Genomic DNA, 17,954 nt, shown 5'->3' on the forward strand with positions numbered 1-17,954 from the left:
GAGGATTCACATGAGCTACCCGTACCGCTCAATGCAAACGACGCAGTCCCGCGTCGAAGTTGTAAACGCCTTCATGCGCGGCGTCTACGGCTGGATGAGCCTGGGCCTGCTGGTGACCGCCGCCGCTTCGGTCTTCGTGGTCTCAAGCCCGGCCATCAGGCAGGCCGTCTTCGGCAATGCCATCATATTCTATGGCCTGATCATCGCCGAACTGGCCCTGGTCGTCGGCCTGTCCGCCGCCATAAACCGTCTGTCGGCCGGCACGGCCAGCGGGCTGTTCATGCTCTACAGCGCGCTTAACGGCGTGACCCTGTCGTCCATCTTCATCGTCTACACCCAGGCCACGATCTTCAAGGCCTTTCTGGTCACCGGCGGCATGTTCGGGGCCATGAGCCTCTACGGCCTGATGACCCGGCGCGACCTGACCAGCCTCGGCAGCTTCATGTTCATGGGCCTTATCGGCGTGGTGATTGCCTCGGTGGTCAACATCTTCACCAAAAGCGCCATGATGGACTTCATCATCTCCTGCGTGGGCGTGCTGGTCTTCACGGGCCTTACCGCCTACGACACCCAAAAGCTCAAGGTCATGGGCGACATGGCCCCGGCCGACGACGCCACGGCCGTGCGGCGGGGGACCATCCTCGGGGCGCTCACCCTCTACCTCGATTTCATCAACCTGTTCCTCATGATGCTGCGCCTTTTTGGCGGCGGATCGAGCAGGGACTAGGCCCTTCATTGTACATGCCCGTTTCCGGCCAGCCTTGGCCGGAAACGGGTAATCCCCGCCATGGCCAACGCACGTCGCACCCGGCGGCGAAGGGACAAACCTTCCCGCCCCTCCACCCTTTCGGCCCCGCGTCCGGCTCCGGGCGACCTCGGCCGCCGGCTCCTTCGGGGCCTGCTCATCCCGCCGTCCAGACTTTTTGCCCTCTACCGACGCCTGGAAGCCCGCTGCTTTGCCCTGGACCTGGCCAAAGTCTGCCGGCCGGCTGCGGCCACGGTGGCGGTCGGCGGCATGTCCCCGGACTGCCGGGGCCGGGTGATGCTGACCTCCTGGCTTCTGGGCTGGGCTGCGGCCCGAGGCGTGGGCGCGGCCGTGGCCGGGCCGGTCGGCGACGGCTGCCCGCCGGCCCACCCGTTCCAGGTCATGCCCGGCACCCACCCGGACGAGGCCGGCGTCGAAGCGGCCCTGCTGGCCCGCTACGCCCCGGCAGGACGCATCCTCATCGACGCCGATCCGCGAAACGCCGCTGCCTCGGCCATCCGCACCTTCGGCCCGGACATGCTGCTCCTCCAGGACGCCCTGGGCCAGCCGCGCCTACGCCGGGACCTGGAGCTGGCCATCCTCACCCCCGACGACCTGGGTGCGAATTTCGGCCGGGTGTTCCCGGCCGGCTCCTGGCGGCGCGGGCAAGAGGTGCTGTCCCAGGCCGCGGCCTTCATCATCCACGCCGGTCCCCACACCATCCAGGCGGCCATGGCCGCAGCCGAGAAACGTCTGGCCGTCTACGGCAAGCCTATTTTCGCCATGACTTTCGACCTCTGGCGCTGGCGTGGCCCCGACGGCCCGGCCGAAGCCTCGGCCCTGGCCGGCACACCCTACATCACGGTCCTTGGCGAATCCGACCGCGACAGCCTGCCCGATCTCTTTCGCCGCGACCTCGAAGCCGCGCCGCGCATGGCCTTTTTCGTCCATGACCGCCATCGCTTCACCCGCCAGGACTTCGAACACCTGCGGGCCGACGCCATCCGGTTGCGGGCCGCCACCATCGTCACCAGCCCGCGCTTCGATCTCAAGCTACGCCAAGGCGCGGCCCATCTGGACGGTCTGACGGTGTGGACCTATGATCCGGAAGTGGTTTTTGGCCCAACGCTTTTTACCGACCAGCCGTTCCTGGCCTGGTGGGAAGACCATTTCGGCGCCATTTTGTCCCAACGACTGACCGACTAGGAGCGTCCATGCCAATGCGCCGCCGCCCCCCGCTGCCGGTCCTCTTTGCGGCCCTGGCCCTGGGAGCCGGCCTGCTCTTTGCGGCCGGCTGCTTTGGCAACAAAGACACGGAACTGCGCCTGGGCTTTATCGCCACATTTAGCGGCGAGGACTTCCGGACCGGACGCGACGCCCTGGAAGCGGCCCGGTTCGCCGTGGACGCCGCCAATGCCGCAGGCCAGCCGACCATCGACGGAAAGCCCTGTCGCCTGCGCCTCTTTATCGCCGACGACAAGGATTCCCCGGAGGAGGCGGCCCAGGCGGTCAAAAAACTTGTCGAAAAAGACCATGTGACCGCCATTATCGGCCCCTACGCCAGCAGCCAGGCCGACGCCGCCGCCCTGGCCGCCGATGCGCTCGGCATTCCGCTCATCGCCCCCTCGTCCACGGCAGCCGTAGTCACGGCCGGCCGGCCCAACATTTTCCGCATCGCCTTTACCGACGCCTTCCAGGGCATGGTCCTCGGCCGGCTGGCCAGCCGGGAACTGGGACTGACCCGGGTGGCCATCATCGCCAATGCAGACGATCTCTCCAGCCAGTCCCTGACCGACGCCTTTGCCCAGGCCTTTAGCGCCTGCGGCGGCCGCCCGGCCGTGTTCGTTTACCAGGACCGCACCCGCCAGTTCGGGGATATCGTGGCCCAAGCCCTGGCCGACGCGCCGCAAGGCCTGTTCCTGCCGGTCGCCGGCAAGGAAGCGGTGCTGCTTGGCCTGGCCGCCCGCAAGGCCGGATTCACCGGCATCCTCATCGGCGGCGACACCTGGGACGGCCCGGAAGTCTCCCGGCTGGCCGCCTTTGACGGGGCCTATTTCGTGGACCACTGGCGGCAGGAAGCCCCGGGGGCGCGGGCGGCGGCCTACGCGGCCGCCTTTGCCCGGGAACGCAAACGCCCGCCCACCGAACTCGGAGCCCTGACCCAGGACGCCGTGGACGTGCTCGTCGCCGCCGCAGCCCAGGCCGGCTCGGTCAAACCCCAAGCCCTGACCAAAGCCCTCATCGAACTCCCGCCCCACGACGGCGTCACCGGCGTCTTCGACTTTATCGACGACGGCAACCCGGTCAAATCCCTCTACATCAGCCGCGTGGCCGGCGGCGGCTCCCGCCTCGACACCATCGAAGCCCCGCCGCCGCAGCCGTGCGACTAGTGAGGGGGAGGGAGAGGCTAGAGAGGGGGAGAGAAGAAGGGGAAGAGAAAGAGTGCCTCCGGCGGCCGGGGGGGATAATCCCCCCGGCCCCCTTGATGGGAACCAATTTTCCAGGGGGTTTGGCGCTGGACGAGAGCTGGAGGGGCGGGCGCCCTGGGCGACGGTCCCCTAGACGCGAAGCGTCTGGGCGGCCGTGGCCGCGACGCACAGGCCGGCAGCCCCGGCCGGCCAGGACACGGCTGGTTCCCGGTTCAAGGGCAACATCGCCAATCCGGTTTCCTCGCCCGGCCGATGCGCCGCCCGGTCTCCGGGCAGTTCGGCCAGACCAGCCTCAAGCAAGGCCCGCAAGAGGGCCATGCCGCCGCATTGCCGGCTCACTGCCGACTGTGACCAGACATGGTCAGCCACATACTTGCCCGACACATAGACCGTCGTGAAGCTCCACAAATAGGGACTGGGCACGGGCGGCGTCCGACGGCGATAGCCAAAGCCGTTATACCGCTCCAGGACGTAGGCCACTCCGGGAATGCTCCAGTCGTCCCAGGCGTCCAGACCGGCCAGGGCCAGGGCGTCTGTGGCGCTGTCCTCCCAGGCAAACGGCGGGGTTCCGGCCAGGGGGCGACCCTTGGGCACGCGCACGGTGCGCCCGGTCAGCGGATCGCCGTTGTGCAGGTGGCGGGTAAAATCCAGGCTCCCTTCCAAGGCGTGCAGGATGGCCACGACAAACCAGGGCACGCCGACCCGGTCCCCGACCGTCCGGTAGCGGGCCAACCGGGTTGGCTCGGCCATGCGTCGGGCCAGACGGGCCGTTTCAGCCGCCCGCTCGGGGCGGATGGCGGCGGCGGCATACAGGCGGCGGTATTCTTCGGCCAGGGACGAGGTGAAGGCGACGGCAGGCGACATGAAGGGACTCCTTCGGTTGTGGGTTGCATGACACTCCCACAACTCTATGAGTCCACGCCCAGGCGATTTCGTCAAGTCCGAAACCAGAGCGCACCCCCCAGCCGCGCATCACACACAAATGCGACAAGGGGATAACGCAAGAGGCTTCGGTAAAAATAAGCTTTTCCCTGTGCAGGGGTCCGGGGGGATCATCCCCCCGGCCGCCGGAGGCATTCTTTATTCTTCTCGCACGCGACACCCCGGCCGCCGGAGGCATTCCCCCTCCCAAAATCAAGCCTTTTACACAGCCCAGGCGGTGGCGGTGCGGCGGCCGGCGGAGAAGCGCATGGCCAGTTCATAGGCCACGTTGACGTCTTTCATGGCTTCTTCGTCGCCGCCAAGATCGGGGTGGTGCATCCGGGCCATGTGACGGTAGGCGTTTTTGATCTCATCCACGGAGCAGGGATAATCCAGGCACAGGATATCGTAGGCGCACTTGAGATTCATGCCGTTTTTGCGGGCCATCTCCCGGGCGCGGTATTGGCGGTCGCGGTCAGGGCGAAATCCATCGGCCGCACGTTCGGGACGTGGCCGGGCATGGGGCCGCGAAGCTCCGGCGGCCTGCTGGCCTTGTTGCGAGGCTCCCCGGGCGCTGCCGGTTGCCCCGGCGGTCGTCCCGGTCCGGCCGGCGGCTCCGGCAGCCGTGCCATTGCTCCCGCCGGCGGTTGTCCGCTGCTGTCCGGTGCTGCGGGAACCGGCGTCGGCTTCAGGACCGGCCGTCCTGGCCCGGAAGGTCGATTCCGGGCGCGGGCGTTCCCGGTGGACGCCGGCATGGGCGCGGAAGGTGGATTGGCCGGGCCGGGCCGATCCGGTGTGGCTGGCGCGGGTCCTGTCCTCGCCGGCAGCGGCCTGACCGGCTCCAGGGCGCTGTTGTCCTGCGGCCGAGGCCTGGGCGCTGCCGGCCGAAGACGCCCCGGCGGCCGGCCCTTTGGCCTCGGCGTGGGGGCGCGCCTTGAAGCGGTTGCGCTCGAAGGTCCCGGCCGAGGGTCCGGCCGCTCCCTGGGCCTGGGTGCGGGAAAAGCGGTCCGCTCCGCCCGGCGGCGGCGGAGGAGGGGGCGGCTGGCTGCGAAAACGGGAGTCGCGGGCAGTGGTGAAACGGGCGCCGGCGGCCTCAGCCCGACCGGCGGATGCGGTGGAGCCATTTCGGGCCGTGCGCAAATTTTTAAGGACTTCCTGCAGATGGACGAGAATTTCCTGCAACAGCACGCGCGTCCGGGTGAGCTGCACTTCCAGGGCCTGCCAGTCGGCCACGCCGCTCCCGGCTTTGGCCCCATAGCCGCTTTGCCCCTGGGCGTGCCTAGGCATGAACGCCTTCCCCCGCGCCCCGGGCAGGATCGGGAGTCTTTTCGCCGGCAGGGCCAAAACCCCTGCAACGCGCTGGTATTGCAGATTTTTCTCGTAACAAAACAGCACCTTCCCTTACTATTCCTACGCAATACGCACCGCTGTGGCAAGGCGTATTTCCGGCTGCAAAAGCCTGTACAGGCCCCTAGTGACAGAGCTGGAGGTTTTGATGTAGTGTGCGGCGCGATACGTTGATTCGTTGACACGCCCGCCATACCCGGCAGGCAACCCGAGGACGCCCATGAAACCGACCGATGCTGAAGTTGCCAAGCCCTTTGTCGATGCCACCAGGCATGTCCTGACCATGATGGCCCAGCTGGATCCCAAACCGGGCAAACCGTACGTCAAAAAAGCGTCAGCCGCTGCTGGCGACGTTTCCGCCGTCGTTGGCCTGACGGGCGACCGCAACGGCAGCATCTCCATCAGCTTCTCCAAGAAATGTGCCATTGCCGTCGTCAAGAACATGCTCGGCGACGATATTGCCGATATCATCCAGGATGCCAAAGACGCCGTCGGTGAAATCACCAACATGATTTCCGGCCAGGCCCGGGCAGGCCTCAGCCAGCTTGGCCTCAATCTGTCCTCGTCCACGCCCACGGTCATTTTCGGCGACAATCACACCATCAGCCACATCACCTCCGGCCCTGTGGTGGCCATCCCGTTTTCCACCGAGTATGGGGATTTCACTCTGGAGTTCTGCTTCGAGTGATCCGCCGCGCCGCCAGCCGATCCCGGGGCATGCGACCGCCCGGGACCGCGCCAGGGATCGCCGCCATGGCACCAACACGCCTTGCGGATTGCGACCGCTTCCCCCCCCGGCCCCGCGCCCGTCGCTTCCGGCCAGCCTGTAACGGCCTGCTGCTGGCCGCCCTGGTCCTGTCGATCCTGTGCCTCGACGGCCTGTCTCTGGCCGGCGCCCAGCCCCCGACGACCGACAGGCCCGACCTCCGGACGGTTGCGGCGGTCCCGGCAGCAGCCACGGCCGGACCAGCCGGCCTGCCCGCTGCCCAGGCGATCTCCCAGCCGGCCGCAACGCCGGCTGCCCCGGAACCCGTTGCCGCAGCCGCAGCCCAACAATTGCCGGCCCGGCTGGAACCCGCCCTGTTCCGTCTGCCCAAGGGCGACCCCTCGGGCCAGATCCTGGCGGTGGTGACCCTGGTTTCCGCCCCGGGCTGGCACGCCTATGCCGTGGGTCCGGCCGAGTCCGGCCAATCGGCCCGGGCCAACCTGACCGCCGGCGACATCCAGGCCCCGGCCCTGTTTCCTCCGGGCATCCCCACCCCGGACCCGCTGGAGCCTGAAAAAACCGTCCTGATTTACGAAGGCCGCACCCCCATTTTCGTGCCGCTCTCCGACCAGGCCCGCAGCGCCCCGGTCCTTAGCGGCGAAATCCGGGTGTTTTCCTGTTCCGACACCAGCTGCTGGCCCTCGACCCTGGCCGTGTCGCTGCCCCTGGCTGAGCTGGCCGTCGTCGATCTGCCCCAGGCCGAAACCCAGCCCTGGTGGCCGCTTTTCCTGGCCCTGCGAAACGCGGCCCTGGCCTCGCCCCTGACCGCCTGTCCCGATCCGTCCCTGCCGGCCTCCCTGCTCCACCCTCCGGTTGCGGCCGTGCCCGCGACCCCGGCCGCTGCATCGCCCGCGCAGCCGGCCACCCCCAGCCTGACCCCGCGCTCGTTTACCCCGGCCCTGGAGGTTTCCGGGCTGCTCAAGGCCGCCATGCTGGCCTTTGCCGCCGGATTCATCCTCAATTTCATGCCCTGCGTGCTGCCGGTGGTGAGCCTCAAGCTCTCGGGCTTGCTGGCCATCAGTGGCGAGGAGGGCAAGCTCGAGCGCCGGCGCATCCTGCGTGAGCATAATTTCTTTTTTGCCCTGGGCATCGTGGTCTATTTTCTGCTTTTAAGCCTCATCCTCGGGGCGTTCGGTCTGGCCTGGGGCGAGATGTTCCAGTCGCCAGGGCTGGCCATTGTGGTGGCTGTGGTGCTTTTTGCCCTGTCGCTGAGTCTTTTTGGCGTCTTCCACCTGCCGGTGGTGGATCTGAAGATCTCTTCCGGCACCCGGGGGCACACCCGGCGCGGCGCTTTCTTGACCGGAGCCCTGACCACTTTGCTGGCCACCCCGTGCAGCGGACCGTTTCTGGGCGGGGTGCTGGCCTGGACCCTGCTGCAACCCCAGCACGTCATCATGACGGTCTTCACCGCCATCGGCCTGGGTATGGCCTCGCCTTACGCCGTCCTGGCCATCTGGCCGCGGCTGGTGCGGCTTTTGCCCCGCCCCGGCGCCTGGATGCAGAGCCTGGAGCGGGCTATGGCCTTTGTGCTGGCGGCCACCTGCCTGTATTTCCTGGCGCTCCTGCCGCCGGGGCGCATCCTGCCCACTTTGGCCGCTTTCTGGGCCATGGCCCTGGCCGCCACGCTCTTTGGCCGGATGCATCTGGCCCAGAGCGCCCTGCGCGGCGCGATCATGGGCGTGGCGGCCCTGGCCGTTGCCGGCGGCGGTCTGGCTTTTGCCCTGACCTTCACCCCGCCGGTCGAGGCCGAGTGGGTGGCCTACACGCCTGAGACCTTTGCCGAGCGCCTGGGCCGGGACAATCTGGTCCTGGATTTCACGGCCGACTGGTGCCCGACCTGCAAGCTTCTGGAACGCACGGTCCTCACCCCGGCCCGGGTGGCCCAGTGGGGCACGCGCCACAAGGCCGTGTTCATGAAGGTGGATCTCACCCGGCAGACCCCGTCGGCCATGGCGCTTTTGCGCGCCCTGGGCAGCCAGTCCATTCCGGTGGCCGCCTTTTTCCCGGCTGGCGACGAGGCCAATGCCCCGCTTGTCCTGCGCGATCTCTTCACAGCCGGCCAGTTCGAGCAGGCCATGGACGAAGCCTTCAGCCGGCCCTACGCCCAACCGGCCGGCCTTCCGGCCGATTAAAACCGCTTTGTCAAGCCTGTCTGTTCCTCATTGCCCAGGACGGCGTAACCCCCGTGAGCGGCCGTCCGGCCCCGCCCCGACACCAGCATGGCAGAAACAGCCGCGCTAGGGGCGCGCTGCGGCAGATCCTCGGGTTCGATGTCGACAGCGCCCATGGTTCGTTCCTCCGCGTGATGCGAAAAAAAGGGGAGCGCCCTGGGCGCTCCCCTCAAAAAATCATCCACCAGCCGCCTGCGTGCGGCCTGGGCCAACCGGGCCGGCCCTATGGGTGGGCCGGGACCCCGCCGGCCGGGCCGATCGCCGCCACAGGCGTCGGAGCGGTCGTTTTCTTGGCGTGGACCATCTTAAAGCCCTTATCCAGCAGCTTGATCGTCTCGCGCTCCCGCACGCGGGGATTGCGCGAGCCCAAGACCACGGCGATCAACCGGGTGTCGCCGCGTTTGGCCGTGGCCACGATGTTGTAGCCCGAGGCGCACACAAACCCGGTTTTGAGTCCGTCCGCGCCTTCGTACCGGCCCAGGAGCGAATTGGCGTTATGCCGCTGGCGGTTGTTGTGGGTGAAATACTGCATGGAATGGATGGTCAGCGCCTTGGGGAACTGCTCCAGATAGGCCGCGGCCAATTTGAGCATGTCCCGGGCCGTGGTCACCTGCCCTTCGGCCGGCAGGCCGTTGGGATTGTGGAACACGGAATTGGTCATGCCCAGACGCTTGGCCGTGTCGTTCATAAGGGCCACGAACGCCTCGGCATTGCCGTTTTCCAGGTTGTCGGCAATGGCCATACAGGCGTCGTTGGCCGAGGCCACGGCAATACCCTGGATCAGGTCCGTGATCTTGACCTGTTCGCCGCTGCGCAGATGCATGTTGGACCCGCCCTGGGTCGCGGCCCGTCCGGACACCTCGATGACGTCCCAGGGCCGAAGCCTGCCCTGGCGGATGGCGTCAAAGAGGATGTACAGGGTCAGCACCTTGGTCAGGGAGGCCGGCGGGATCTGCACGTCGGGATTTTGCTCGTAGAGCACCTCCCCGGTGTTCATGTTCCACAGGATGGCCGATTTGACCGTGAGGGTGGGGACCGCGCAGGCCCCGATATCGCCCTCTTCGTTTTCAATGTCGGGGCTGACCGGCGGGGCGGCTTTCCGGCCGCGCCGGGGCTTTTTGGCCGGGCTCTCGGCCACGGCGGCCTTGGCGTGTCTGGACGGTTTTTCGGCCTTGGCCGCTTTGGCGGTCTTGGCTGTTTTGGGAGCCTTGGCCGCTTTTTCGGCCTTGGCCGGTTTGTGGGCGGCGGACCCGGCCGGGTGCTTCTCGGTGCGGCCGGTATCCTTGGCCAGGGCCTGGGCGTTTTCCACAACCGGAGCGGCGACAAAAACCAGGCTAGCCACGAGGGCTATGACCATGGCGCGAAGTACGTAGTGCATGTAGATGGATTCCCCTTGCGCGGCGAAAGGGCCAGACTTGGTGCCGGCGGTTGCGCCGGAAACGACGTTGCGCTTTTACCCGCGCCGATAAGGAAAGTCAAAACCCCGGATTCCCGGCGTTGCGCCCGGGGGGCGCTTGCCGTAGGATAGCCGCAGGAAGCGGGGAGACGTCTGGCCTCTCGCTTCTACCAGGGAGCCTTTCATGCCGCGTTTTGAGCTCGTCCAGCCCGTTTCGGCCGTCTGTTGCCGTGCCGGTGGCCGTCTTTCCGGTTGTCCTGCCCACCGCGTGCCGGGGTTGGTTGGGGTTGTGTCGTGCCGTAAGAAACCCTGCGACCGCCTTGACGCCGGCAGGCGCTGATCCCATCCATGGCCGATTCCCTTGATTTTCCAGACATCCAGGAGCGCCTGCTCGCCCTGGAAGAAGCCTTTGCCGACCACAATAGCTACCGGTTTAAAAAAACCATTGCCGAGTTGCGCCGGACCGTCAAAATGCGGGCCAACGCCACGGCCCTGGCCCAGGCCGAACTCCTTGACAGCCGCAAGGAAACCGAACGCAACCGCAAGCAATGCGTGGATTTGCAGGCCAAGCTCAAGACCGTGGTGGATCGCTTCGAGGGCAGCTTCACGGCCTTTGAAAAATTTCGCAAGGCCATCCGGGTCGTGGAACTCATGCGCGCCCATGAAGATCTGCCGGCCGTGCTCGATCGCATCAAGGACCTTTTCGGGCTGCGCGCCGTCAGCCTGCTGCTCGACGCCGGCGAATACGCCCCCTTTGAACCGCCCGGAGCCCGGCTGGCCGAGGCCGCCGAGCTGCGCAAGGGGCTGGCCGAACTCATGCCCAAGGCCACCGGCCCGGGACCGTTCATGGGGTCCATCAAAGCCGTGCCCAAACCGGAATTCTTCTTTGGCCCGGGCTTTTGCGCCGAACGCAAGGTGCTGCTTTTGGGTTCCTGCTTCATCTACCCGCTGCGCGACAAGTTCGGCCCGCAAAAGCTCGTCGGCATCCTAAGCTTTTTCGACTCCAACCCGGACCGCTACACCAGCGAGAAAGGCTCGGAATTCGCCACCCACTTCGCCGACATCCTGGGCTATACCATCGTCGACATCACGGATCGCAAAAAGGCCGAACGCCTGCGCGAAGACGTCGAGCGCATGACCCGCCACGATCTCAAGTCCCCGCTGACCGCCGTGCTCACCCTGCCCCAACTGTTGCGCCGCGACGGCAACCTGACCGAGCGGCAAAACGACATGTTAAGCCTCATGCAGCACGCCGGCTACCGGATGCTCAACATGATCAACCAGTCCCTTGATCTCTACCGCATGGAGCGCGGGGTCTACGAACTCTCGCCCCAGCAGGTGGATATTCTCCCCATCCTGGACAATATCGCCGGCGAGCTGCGCGGGGTCATTGAGGCCACGAACCTGAGCCTTGAGGTGACGGTGCGCGGGCGCGCCCGGGCCGAGGGGGATGCGTTTGCCGTGCGCGGCGAAGAAATGCTGCTCTATACCATGCTGTCCAACCTGATCAAAAATGCCCTGGAGGCCTCGCCAAACGGAGCGCGGGCGACAGTGGCCCTGACCGAGGGCCGCACCCTGGATGTGGCCGTGCACAACGCCGGGGCCGTGCCGGCTCCGGTGCGGGACCGGTTTTTCAGCAAATTCGCCACTGCCGGCAAGAAAGACGGCACCGGCCTTGGGGCCTACGGAGCCAAACTCATCGCCGAGACCCACGGGGCCAAAATCGCCATGGCCACCTCGGAACAAAAAGGCACCACCGTCACGGTGTCGTTCCCCAAGCCCCGGACCACGGACAAAACCGCCGTCGCCCGCTCGGGCATTCTCAAATAAAAAAAACGCCAAGGCCGGACCAGCGCCAGCCCGGTTTACACCCGGGCCGCCACCATGACGCCGGTGCGCCCGCTGCTGGCGGCGGCGGTCGCAGCCCCGGCCCGGTCATAGGCCCGAAGCGCCCGGCCGGTCGTTGGGGCGGAGGCTGTCTGGAGGCCGGTAGCAGCCGATCCGGCGGACGGTCCCGAAGCCGCCGCCAGGGAGGTCAGCACGACGGCCTGGCGGGCCAGGCCCTGGCCGCTGTCCCCGAAGTCGCGCCCGCCCAGGGCCGATCCGTCCGCGCCGGGCTCGGACGGCGTCACCGGGACGCTGCCCTGGCTCTGGATGGGCTGGACGGCCTGGCCCGCCCGGGCCGGTTCGGCGGCGGGACTCGTGACCGGCGGCGTGGGCGGCGCTTCGGGCACGACCGGAGCCTGGGCCGCATACAGCCCAAGCACTCCGTAGCCGCCGCTGTCCACCGCATCGATCATGGCCTGCTCCTGTCGGTTCGCTCCGTATCAAAAGCCCTATCGGTTCCCCAGGATCCCTTCTTTAGTCCCAAGGGGAAATACTGTAGGCTGCGCTGCGTATGACCACTCCCGACATCGCCATCTACGCCGTCACCGAAAAAGGGGCGCGCCTCGGCCAAACTCTCGCCGCAGCCCTTCCGTCCAGGCTCCACGCCCTGTCCCGGCTGGCCGTCCCGGAGGCCGCGCCGTTTGCCTCGCTTGCCGACCTTGTCGCCGGGACCTTTGCCCGGTTTCGCGCCCACATCTTCATCTGCGCCTGCGGCATCGCCGTGCGCTCCATTGCCCCGTTTGTCCGCGACAAGACGTCCGATCCGGCCGTGGTCTGCCTGGACGACACCGGCCATTTCGCGATAAGCCTGCTCTCCGGCCATCTGGGCGGCGCCAACGATCTGGCCCGGCGCGTGGCCGACCTGACCGGGGCCATGCCCGTTGTCACCACGGCCACTGACGCGGCCGGCGCCCCGGCCATCGAACTGCTGGCCCGGGACCTCGGCCTTGGCCTGGACAATCCCGTGGCCACCCGCCGGATCAATGCCGCCCTGGCCGCCGGCCAACCCGTGGCCGTCTTCGATCCCCTGGGTCTATTTGCCGTGACGCACGCCAAGGCGCTCAACCATTTCGAATGGGTGGCCGCCCCGGAACAGGTTGCGCCGGACTCGCCCCTGATCCTGGTGGACTGGCGCACCGGCCCGCACACGCCAACGCGCCTGTATCTGCGCCCCCGGGTGCTCACGGCCGGCGTGGGCTGTCGCCGGGGGACCCCGGCCGCCGACATTTTGTCCCTGCTCGACCATGTCTGCCGGGAGCGCCGGCTGGCCCCGGGAAGCCTGGCCGCCCTGGCCAGCATCGAGGCCAAGCGCGACGAGGTCGGGCTTCTGGAAGCGGCCCGGACCCTCGGCCTGGACATCCTTTTTTTCACTGCCGACCAACTGGCCGGCGTCAGCGTGCCCCACCCCTCGGCGGTGGTGGCCAAACATATGGGAGTGGGCAGCGTATGCGAGGCCGCGGCAATACTGGCGACGGGGGGAGGCAGACTGCTGGCTCCGAAAACAAGGACCGGCTTTTCCACGGCAGCCATCGCCCTGGCTCGCTGACCGTGGTGGGCCTTGGCCCAGGCGACCCTGCCCTCCTGGCTCCCATGGCCCAGACGGCCTTGCAGGCGGCCGACATGGTGGTCGGCTACACCGCCTATATCGAGCTTGTGCCGCCGCCGCTGCTGGCCGGCAAGACCGTGGCCGCCACCGGCATGACCCACGAAGTGGCCCGCTGCCGCACCGCCCTGGAAGCCGCGGCCGAAGGCCGGCGGGTGGTGCTCGTCTCCAGCGGCGACGCCGGAGTCTACGGCATGGCCGGACTGGCCCTGGAAATGCTGACCACCCTTGGCCTGGACGGGCATGTCGCCTTTACCGTGGTGCCGGGAATCCCGGCGGTCTGCGCCGCAGCCGCCCTGCTCGGCGCGCCGCTCACCCACGATTTCGCCGTCGTAAGCCTCTCCGACCTGCTCACGCCCCGGCCGGTCATCGAACAACGCCTGGAAGCCGCCTTTGCCGCCGATTTCGTCGTGGCCATCTACAACCCGCGCTCCCGAAAACGCGCCGGCCACCTGACCGCCGCCCTGGCCTGCGCCGCCCGCCACCGCAGCCCCGAAACCCCCGTCGGCATGGTCAAAAGCGCCTTTCGCCCGGCCCAGGCCATCCGCGTCACCCCGCTTTCCGCCGCCGACCCGGCCTGGGCCGATATGCTCACCATCGTCATTGTCGGCAACAGCGCCAGCCGCATGGCTGCCGGACGCATCCTCACCCCGCGCGGCTATAGCGGCAAGTACGACCTGGGACAGTAATTTCCGACTGCTGCAGGACGGAATCTACCGTCTTTTCCGGCCAGTACACCTTGACAGCCTGTCCAGGCTGGCCGTACACCCTCTAAGTGAACAATTATTCTTGGAAGGAGGTGTGAGGAATGAAAAAGGCATTGTTATCGTGTCTCATGTGTGCAGCGTTGGTGGGCTTCGTGGCCCTGCCCGTGGTGCAGGCCGTGGATGCCCCGGCTGATGGCGTCATCAAGGCCCCCGAGGGCTTTGCCGCCACCCAGGGCGAAGTGAAATTCTCCCACAAAGGCCATGCCAAGGTCGACTGCAAAGTCTGCCACCACAAAGGCGAAGCCACCCAGAAGTGCGCCTCGGCCGGGTGTCATGACAGCACCGACCCGAAAGACAAAACCAGCGACAAATCGTTCTACCGTGCCTTCCATGACATGAAGAGCGAAAACAGCTGCATGGGCTGCCACAAGAAGGAAGCCAAGGGCCCCACCAAGTGCCCCGAGTGCCATCCCAAGAAGGGCGGCGCCTAAACTCCACGAAGGACGCGAGGCCGGGTGCCTATCACCCGGCCTCGCGCCCGCATTGACGCCTAATCGGCCGAGGTATCCCATGGCGATCGACAAGCCCCTTCCCGACAGCGACGACGACATCATCGACCTCACCGACTTCGTGGAAGAGGGAACCGACTCCAAAAGCGCGGCCGGCGACAACGACGTCGACATGAGTTTCGAACAGGAACTCGACGACCTCTTCGGCGATGCCGAACCCATGCCGGCCAAAGCCGTTCCGGCGGCTCAAAACGCCACGGCCGACGCCGACGACGAACTGTTCGATCTGGCCGGCTTCGAAATCGCGGACGACGACGCCAAAGCCACCCCCACTGCCGCCACCGCCGACGCTGACGCCGACGACGACATCATGGATCTCGCCGGCCTTGGCCTCGATGCACCCGACAGTCCGGACATCCTCGCCTTCGACGAGGACAAGCCCGCCGCCCCCGCCAAGGCCGCCGTCCCGGCCAGTGCCGACGACGACGCCCTGGATATTTCCGACATGAGCTTCGACGACCTGGGCAAAGGCGACGCGCCCAAGGCCAAAGACACGGCCGACAGTTTCGATGACCTCGATTTCGGCGACCTCGAAGAACAATCCTCTGCCGACGCCCCGGCCGAAGAAGCCCTGGATGGCGCTGCCGCAGACAGTCCGAAACTGCAAACGCCTGAAGCCATCGCCGCCGTCCTCACCGACGACGACGACGCGGTGTCCGACGCCGACCTCGACGCCCTGTTGGCCGAACCCTATGCCGACGATGCCGCCATGCCCGACCTGCTTGGCGCGCTGCCCGATTCCCCTGAAGTCGATCTGCCGGGCATGGCGGACATGCCCGATATGGCAGACATGGCGAACGGGACGGACGATGCCGTCGCCCCAGCCGCAGCCATGGCCGCTGCCGCCGTGCCCCTGGCCGCCATGGCCGCAGCTGCCTCGGCCAGAGCCGACAACGGGCCTTCGGTTGGCGGCATTGACCTCGGCGCGCTCGACACCCTCATCGACTCGTCCAAGGCTCCCCAGGCCCAACCCGAGGTCCAGCCCGCCCCGGATGCGGCCCTGGCCCAACGTCTGGCGGCCCTGGAAACCGCTGCCGCCGACCTCGGCCAACGCCTCGACGCCCTGCCCGAAGTCCCGAACGAGGACGCCCTGGCCGTGGCCCTGGCCTCCCGGCTGGAAGGAGCCCTGTCACTTCGCCTGGAAACCCTGCTCGCCAGCCACAGCCCGGCTCTGGATCTGGACGGATTCAAGGCCGGAATCCTTGAAGAACTGCACGCCACTCTGGACGACCACCTGACAGCCTTGCGCGACGAACTGCCGGCCGCCGGCGATCCGGCCCGCAACGACGAGCTGACCGCAGCCCTCGATAGCCTGCGCGAAGCCGTCACCCGCCAGGAAGCCCTGTCCCAGGGACGCCACACCCAGTTCGAAGATTTCGCCCAGACCATGGAAACCCGCATCGCCGAATTGCGCCGCGAACTGCCGGACCCCGACGATTTCGTCACCGCCAAACGCCTCACCGAAGCCCTGGACAGCCTGCGCGAATCTCTGGGCGACGATCTGGCCGAACGCCTGCAAACGACCGGCGACAGCCTGCAAACCCTGGCCGGACGCATCGAAGCCCTGGAAACGGATCGCATCGACCCCGACGCCCTAGCCGAAAAACTGCGGACCAGCCTGACCGACGAGTTGACCGCCAGCCTGGAGACCCGCTTGGACGAAACGGCCAAAGACGCCCGCGAGGCCGTCGAAAGCCTGGGCGACACCCTGGCCGGACGCATCGAGGCCCTGGAATCAGACCGCATTGATCCCGACGCCCTGGCCGAAAAACTACGCGCCAGCCTTCTGGCCGACGCAGCCACCCCCAAAGACCTGGAGAAGGCCGCCGAAACCGCTGCCCAGGCCAAGGCCGATGCCCAAAAAGCCCTGGAGGGACTCGACTCCCGCCTGACGCCCGGCGATCTCGACGCCGCCCTCAAAAAGCTGCGCAGCGACTTGACCACCGAGATGGCCGCTGCAATGGAACGCACCGTGCCCCAGGCGGCAGCGGCCGTCATCCGCGAAGAGATCGCAGCCTTGTTGCAGGAGTTTGAAGGGTAAGTTCTGTTGCGAAGAGTCGAGAAGAGCTGAAAACAAAAGAGAAGATGCCTCCGGCGGCCGGGGGGGGCACCCCCCCGGACCCCTGAATGGGGGAGGCGGGTGGCAGCAAGGCCGGTTCGCGTGAGCGTGAGAGAATGGGTGTTGGAATCGGGGGGCGATGCGCCCCCCGATTCCAACACCCAACTCGCCAGAGGATTTCCAATGGATCCCTTGTCCACCTGAATTTTCCCGCCGTTGGCTGCCTTTCCGGGCGAACCTGCGGCAAAGCCGCCAAGCGCTTTCGCGCCCAACAGTCTTTCCGTCCTCCTGCCCCCGCATCCGTGCCTTACCCCGACCGCACCATGCGCCCCCTTCCAGGGGGCCCGGGGGGGATGATCCCCCCCGGCAGGTCCAGGACAGCGTCCTGGCAGGGTCCGGGACAGCGTCCCGGCGGGGTCCGGGGCAGCGCCCCGGCAGTCTTTATTCGTATTTCTTGGCGTAGGCGGCGTCGTTGTAGAGGGCTTCGCCGTGGGTTTCTTTGCCAAAGGCATTGATGATGGCTTGGCCTTTGGGCGAGGCGACAAAGGTGATGAAGCCTGCGGCCAGGTCGGAGACGGGTTTGCCGTCTTTCTGGGCGCACAGGGCGTGGTAGGTATTGACGAGCTTTTTATCGCCCGAGAACAGGACGGCCAGTTTGGGCGTATTGTTTTTTTCGGCCGCCCAGGTGCTGCTGTCGGTCATGAAGTAGCCGCCTTCGTCGTTGGCGCGTTTGAGGGTGGCGGTCATGAAGGCTTTGGTGACGATGTACCAGTCGCCGGCGGGTTCGATGCCGGCGTCTTTCCAGGTATCCATTTCTTTTTTGTGGGTCCCGGAGTTGTCGCCGCGCGAGAAGAATCTGGCCTGGGCTTTGGCTATCTTCTGGTAGGCGGCGGCGGCGGAGGCGGCTTTGGCGATGCCGGCAGGGTCGTTGGCCGGACCGACGATGAAGAATTCGTTGGAGCCGATGAGGCTGGCGCAGCCAGCCCAGCCTTCGGCCTGGGCTTTTTTCTCGGCGGCCGGGGCGTGGACCATGATCATGTCGGTTTCACCGGCTTTGAGCAGATCAAGGGACTGTCCGGAGCCGGCCTTGATCCAGTCGAGGCGGCATTGGTTGGCCGCGCAGTAGGCTTCGCCGAGCTGACGCAAAAGGCCCAGCTCGCCGGGGCTGCCGGTGGCCAGGGTGAAGCTCTTGGGCCCGGGACCATAACGCTCTTCGACGTTGGGGCCGGCGAATGCGGCGGCGGCGAACAGACACAGGACCAGGACCAGAAGGCTGATGGTGCGCATGGGGGCGTCCTCCTTTTGGGGTGTACTGTACAAGCGTAACAACACTTGCTGGCCCGGAGTCAATGGA

At 66.9% G+C, this 17,954-nt stretch carries 15 protein-coding genes; 10 read left to right on the plus strand and 5 right to left on the minus strand.

Features of this window, described 5'->3' with window-relative positions; translation table 11 throughout:
- The first annotated feature begins 10 nt into the window (after positions 1-10).
- From NY78_RS12815 to NY78_RS12825, 3 genes are read left to right on the plus strand one after another with little or no spacing between them, the layout of a single operon-like run.
- Positions 11-727, plus strand: coding sequence for a Bax inhibitor-1/YccA family protein (locus NY78_RS12815; protein ID WP_043636586.1), 717 nt, complete (start codon positions 11-13; stop codon positions 725-727).
- 60 nt (positions 728-787) lie between these two features.
- On the plus strand, positions 788-1,951 hold the full coding sequence (locus NY78_RS12820) for a tetraacyldisaccharide 4'-kinase (protein WP_043636589.1): 1,164 nt from the start codon (positions 788-790) through the stop codon (positions 1,949-1,951).
- Between the two features lie 8 nt (positions 1,952-1,959).
- Positions 1,960-3,135 (plus strand): ABC transporter substrate-binding protein, encoded by a 1,176-nt coding sequence (locus NY78_RS12825; protein ID WP_043636592.1) that lies wholly within the window; start codon positions 1,960-1,962, stop codon positions 3,133-3,135.
- A gap of 168 nt (positions 3,136-3,303) precedes the next feature.
- On the opposite strand, the gene NY78_RS12830 is transcribed toward NY78_RS12825, so the two are convergent.
- Together NY78_RS12830 and NY78_RS12835 are read right to left on the minus strand one after the other, a co-directional pair.
- Positions 3,304-4,038, minus strand: coding sequence for a peptidoglycan-binding protein (locus tag NY78_RS12830; RefSeq protein WP_197084243.1), 735 nt, complete (start codon positions 4,036-4,038; stop codon positions 3,304-3,306).
- Positions 4,039-4,317: 279 nt separating this feature from the next.
- Positions 4,318-5,382: a DnaJ domain-containing protein gene (locus NY78_RS12835; protein ID WP_043636830.1), complete on the minus strand. Its 1,065-nt coding sequence runs from the start codon at positions 5,380-5,382 to the stop codon at positions 4,318-4,320.
- 280 nt (positions 5,383-5,662) lie between these two features.
- Here NY78_RS12835 and NY78_RS12840 point away from each other — a divergent pair, with 280 nt between their 5' ends.
- Both NY78_RS12840 and NY78_RS12845 read left to right on the plus strand, forming a co-directional pair.
- Positions 5,663-6,130: a chemotaxis protein CheX gene (locus NY78_RS12840; RefSeq protein ID WP_043636593.1), complete on the plus strand. Its 468-nt coding sequence runs from the start codon at positions 5,663-5,665 to the stop codon at positions 6,128-6,130.
- Between the two features lie 65 nt (positions 6,131-6,195).
- Positions 6,196-8,340, plus strand: coding sequence for a protein-disulfide reductase DsbD family protein (locus NY78_RS12845; protein ID WP_082139997.1), 2,145 nt, complete (start codon positions 6,196-6,198; stop codon positions 8,338-8,340).
- 262 nt (positions 8,341-8,602) lie between these two features.
- Here NY78_RS12845 and NY78_RS12850 read toward each other — a convergent pair whose 3' ends face one another.
- A complete protein-coding gene (locus NY78_RS12850; protein WP_043636601.1) occupies positions 8,603-9,757 on the minus strand; it encodes a D-alanyl-D-alanine carboxypeptidase family protein in 1,155 nt (384 codons plus the stop codon).
- A gap of 366 nt (positions 9,758-10,123) precedes the next feature.
- Here NY78_RS12850 and NY78_RS12855 point away from each other — a divergent pair, with 366 nt between their 5' ends.
- Positions 10,124-11,605: a sensor histidine kinase gene (locus NY78_RS12855; RefSeq protein WP_043636602.1), complete on the plus strand. Its 1,482-nt coding sequence runs from the start codon at positions 10,124-10,126 to the stop codon at positions 11,603-11,605.
- A gap of 35 nt (positions 11,606-11,640) precedes the next feature.
- Here the strand turns inward: NY78_RS12855 and NY78_RS12860 are convergent, their stop codons facing one another.
- The gene (locus tag NY78_RS12860; RefSeq protein WP_043636605.1) at positions 11,641-12,075 is read right to left on the minus strand and encodes a hypothetical protein; all 435 of its coding nucleotides are present in this window, start codon (positions 12,073-12,075) and stop codon (positions 11,641-11,643) included.
- Positions 12,076-12,173: 98 nt separating this feature from the next.
- On the opposite strand from NY78_RS12860, the gene NY78_RS12865 reads away from it, so the two are divergent.
- The 4 genes from NY78_RS12865 to NY78_RS12880 all read left to right on the plus strand — a co-directional run bounded on the left by NY78_RS12865 (position 12,174) and on the right by NY78_RS12880 (position 16,582).
- Positions 12,174-13,208, plus strand: coding sequence for a cobalt-precorrin 5A hydrolase (locus NY78_RS12865; RefSeq protein WP_043636608.1), 1,035 nt, complete (start codon positions 12,174-12,176; stop codon positions 13,206-13,208).
- Between the two features lie 44 nt (positions 13,209-13,252).
- Positions 13,253-13,954, plus strand: coding sequence for a precorrin-3B C(17)-methyltransferase (gene cobJ, locus NY78_RS12870; RefSeq protein ID WP_231583991.1), 702 nt, complete (start codon positions 13,253-13,255; stop codon positions 13,952-13,954).
- Between the two features lie 119 nt (positions 13,955-14,073).
- A complete protein-coding gene (locus tag NY78_RS12875; RefSeq protein ID WP_043636614.1) occupies positions 14,074-14,463 on the plus strand; it encodes a cytochrome c3 family protein in 390 nt (129 codons plus the stop codon).
- A 79-nt stretch (positions 14,464-14,542) separates the two neighbouring features.
- A complete protein-coding gene (locus tag NY78_RS12880) occupies positions 14,543-16,582 on the plus strand; it encodes a hypothetical protein (protein ID WP_043636616.1) in 2,040 nt (679 codons plus the stop codon).
- 459 nt (positions 16,583-17,041) lie between these two features.
- Here the strand turns inward: NY78_RS12880 and NY78_RS12885 are convergent, their stop codons facing one another.
- Positions 17,042-17,887, minus strand: coding sequence for a substrate-binding domain-containing protein (locus NY78_RS12885; protein ID WP_043636619.1), 846 nt, complete (start codon positions 17,885-17,887; stop codon positions 17,042-17,044).
- Between the last annotated feature and the right edge of the window lie 67 nt (positions 17,888-17,954).

The organism is Desulfovibrio sp. TomC (assembly GCF_000801335.2).
Lineage (GTDB): Bacteria > Desulfobacterota > Desulfovibrionia > Desulfovibrionales > Desulfovibrionaceae > Solidesulfovibrio.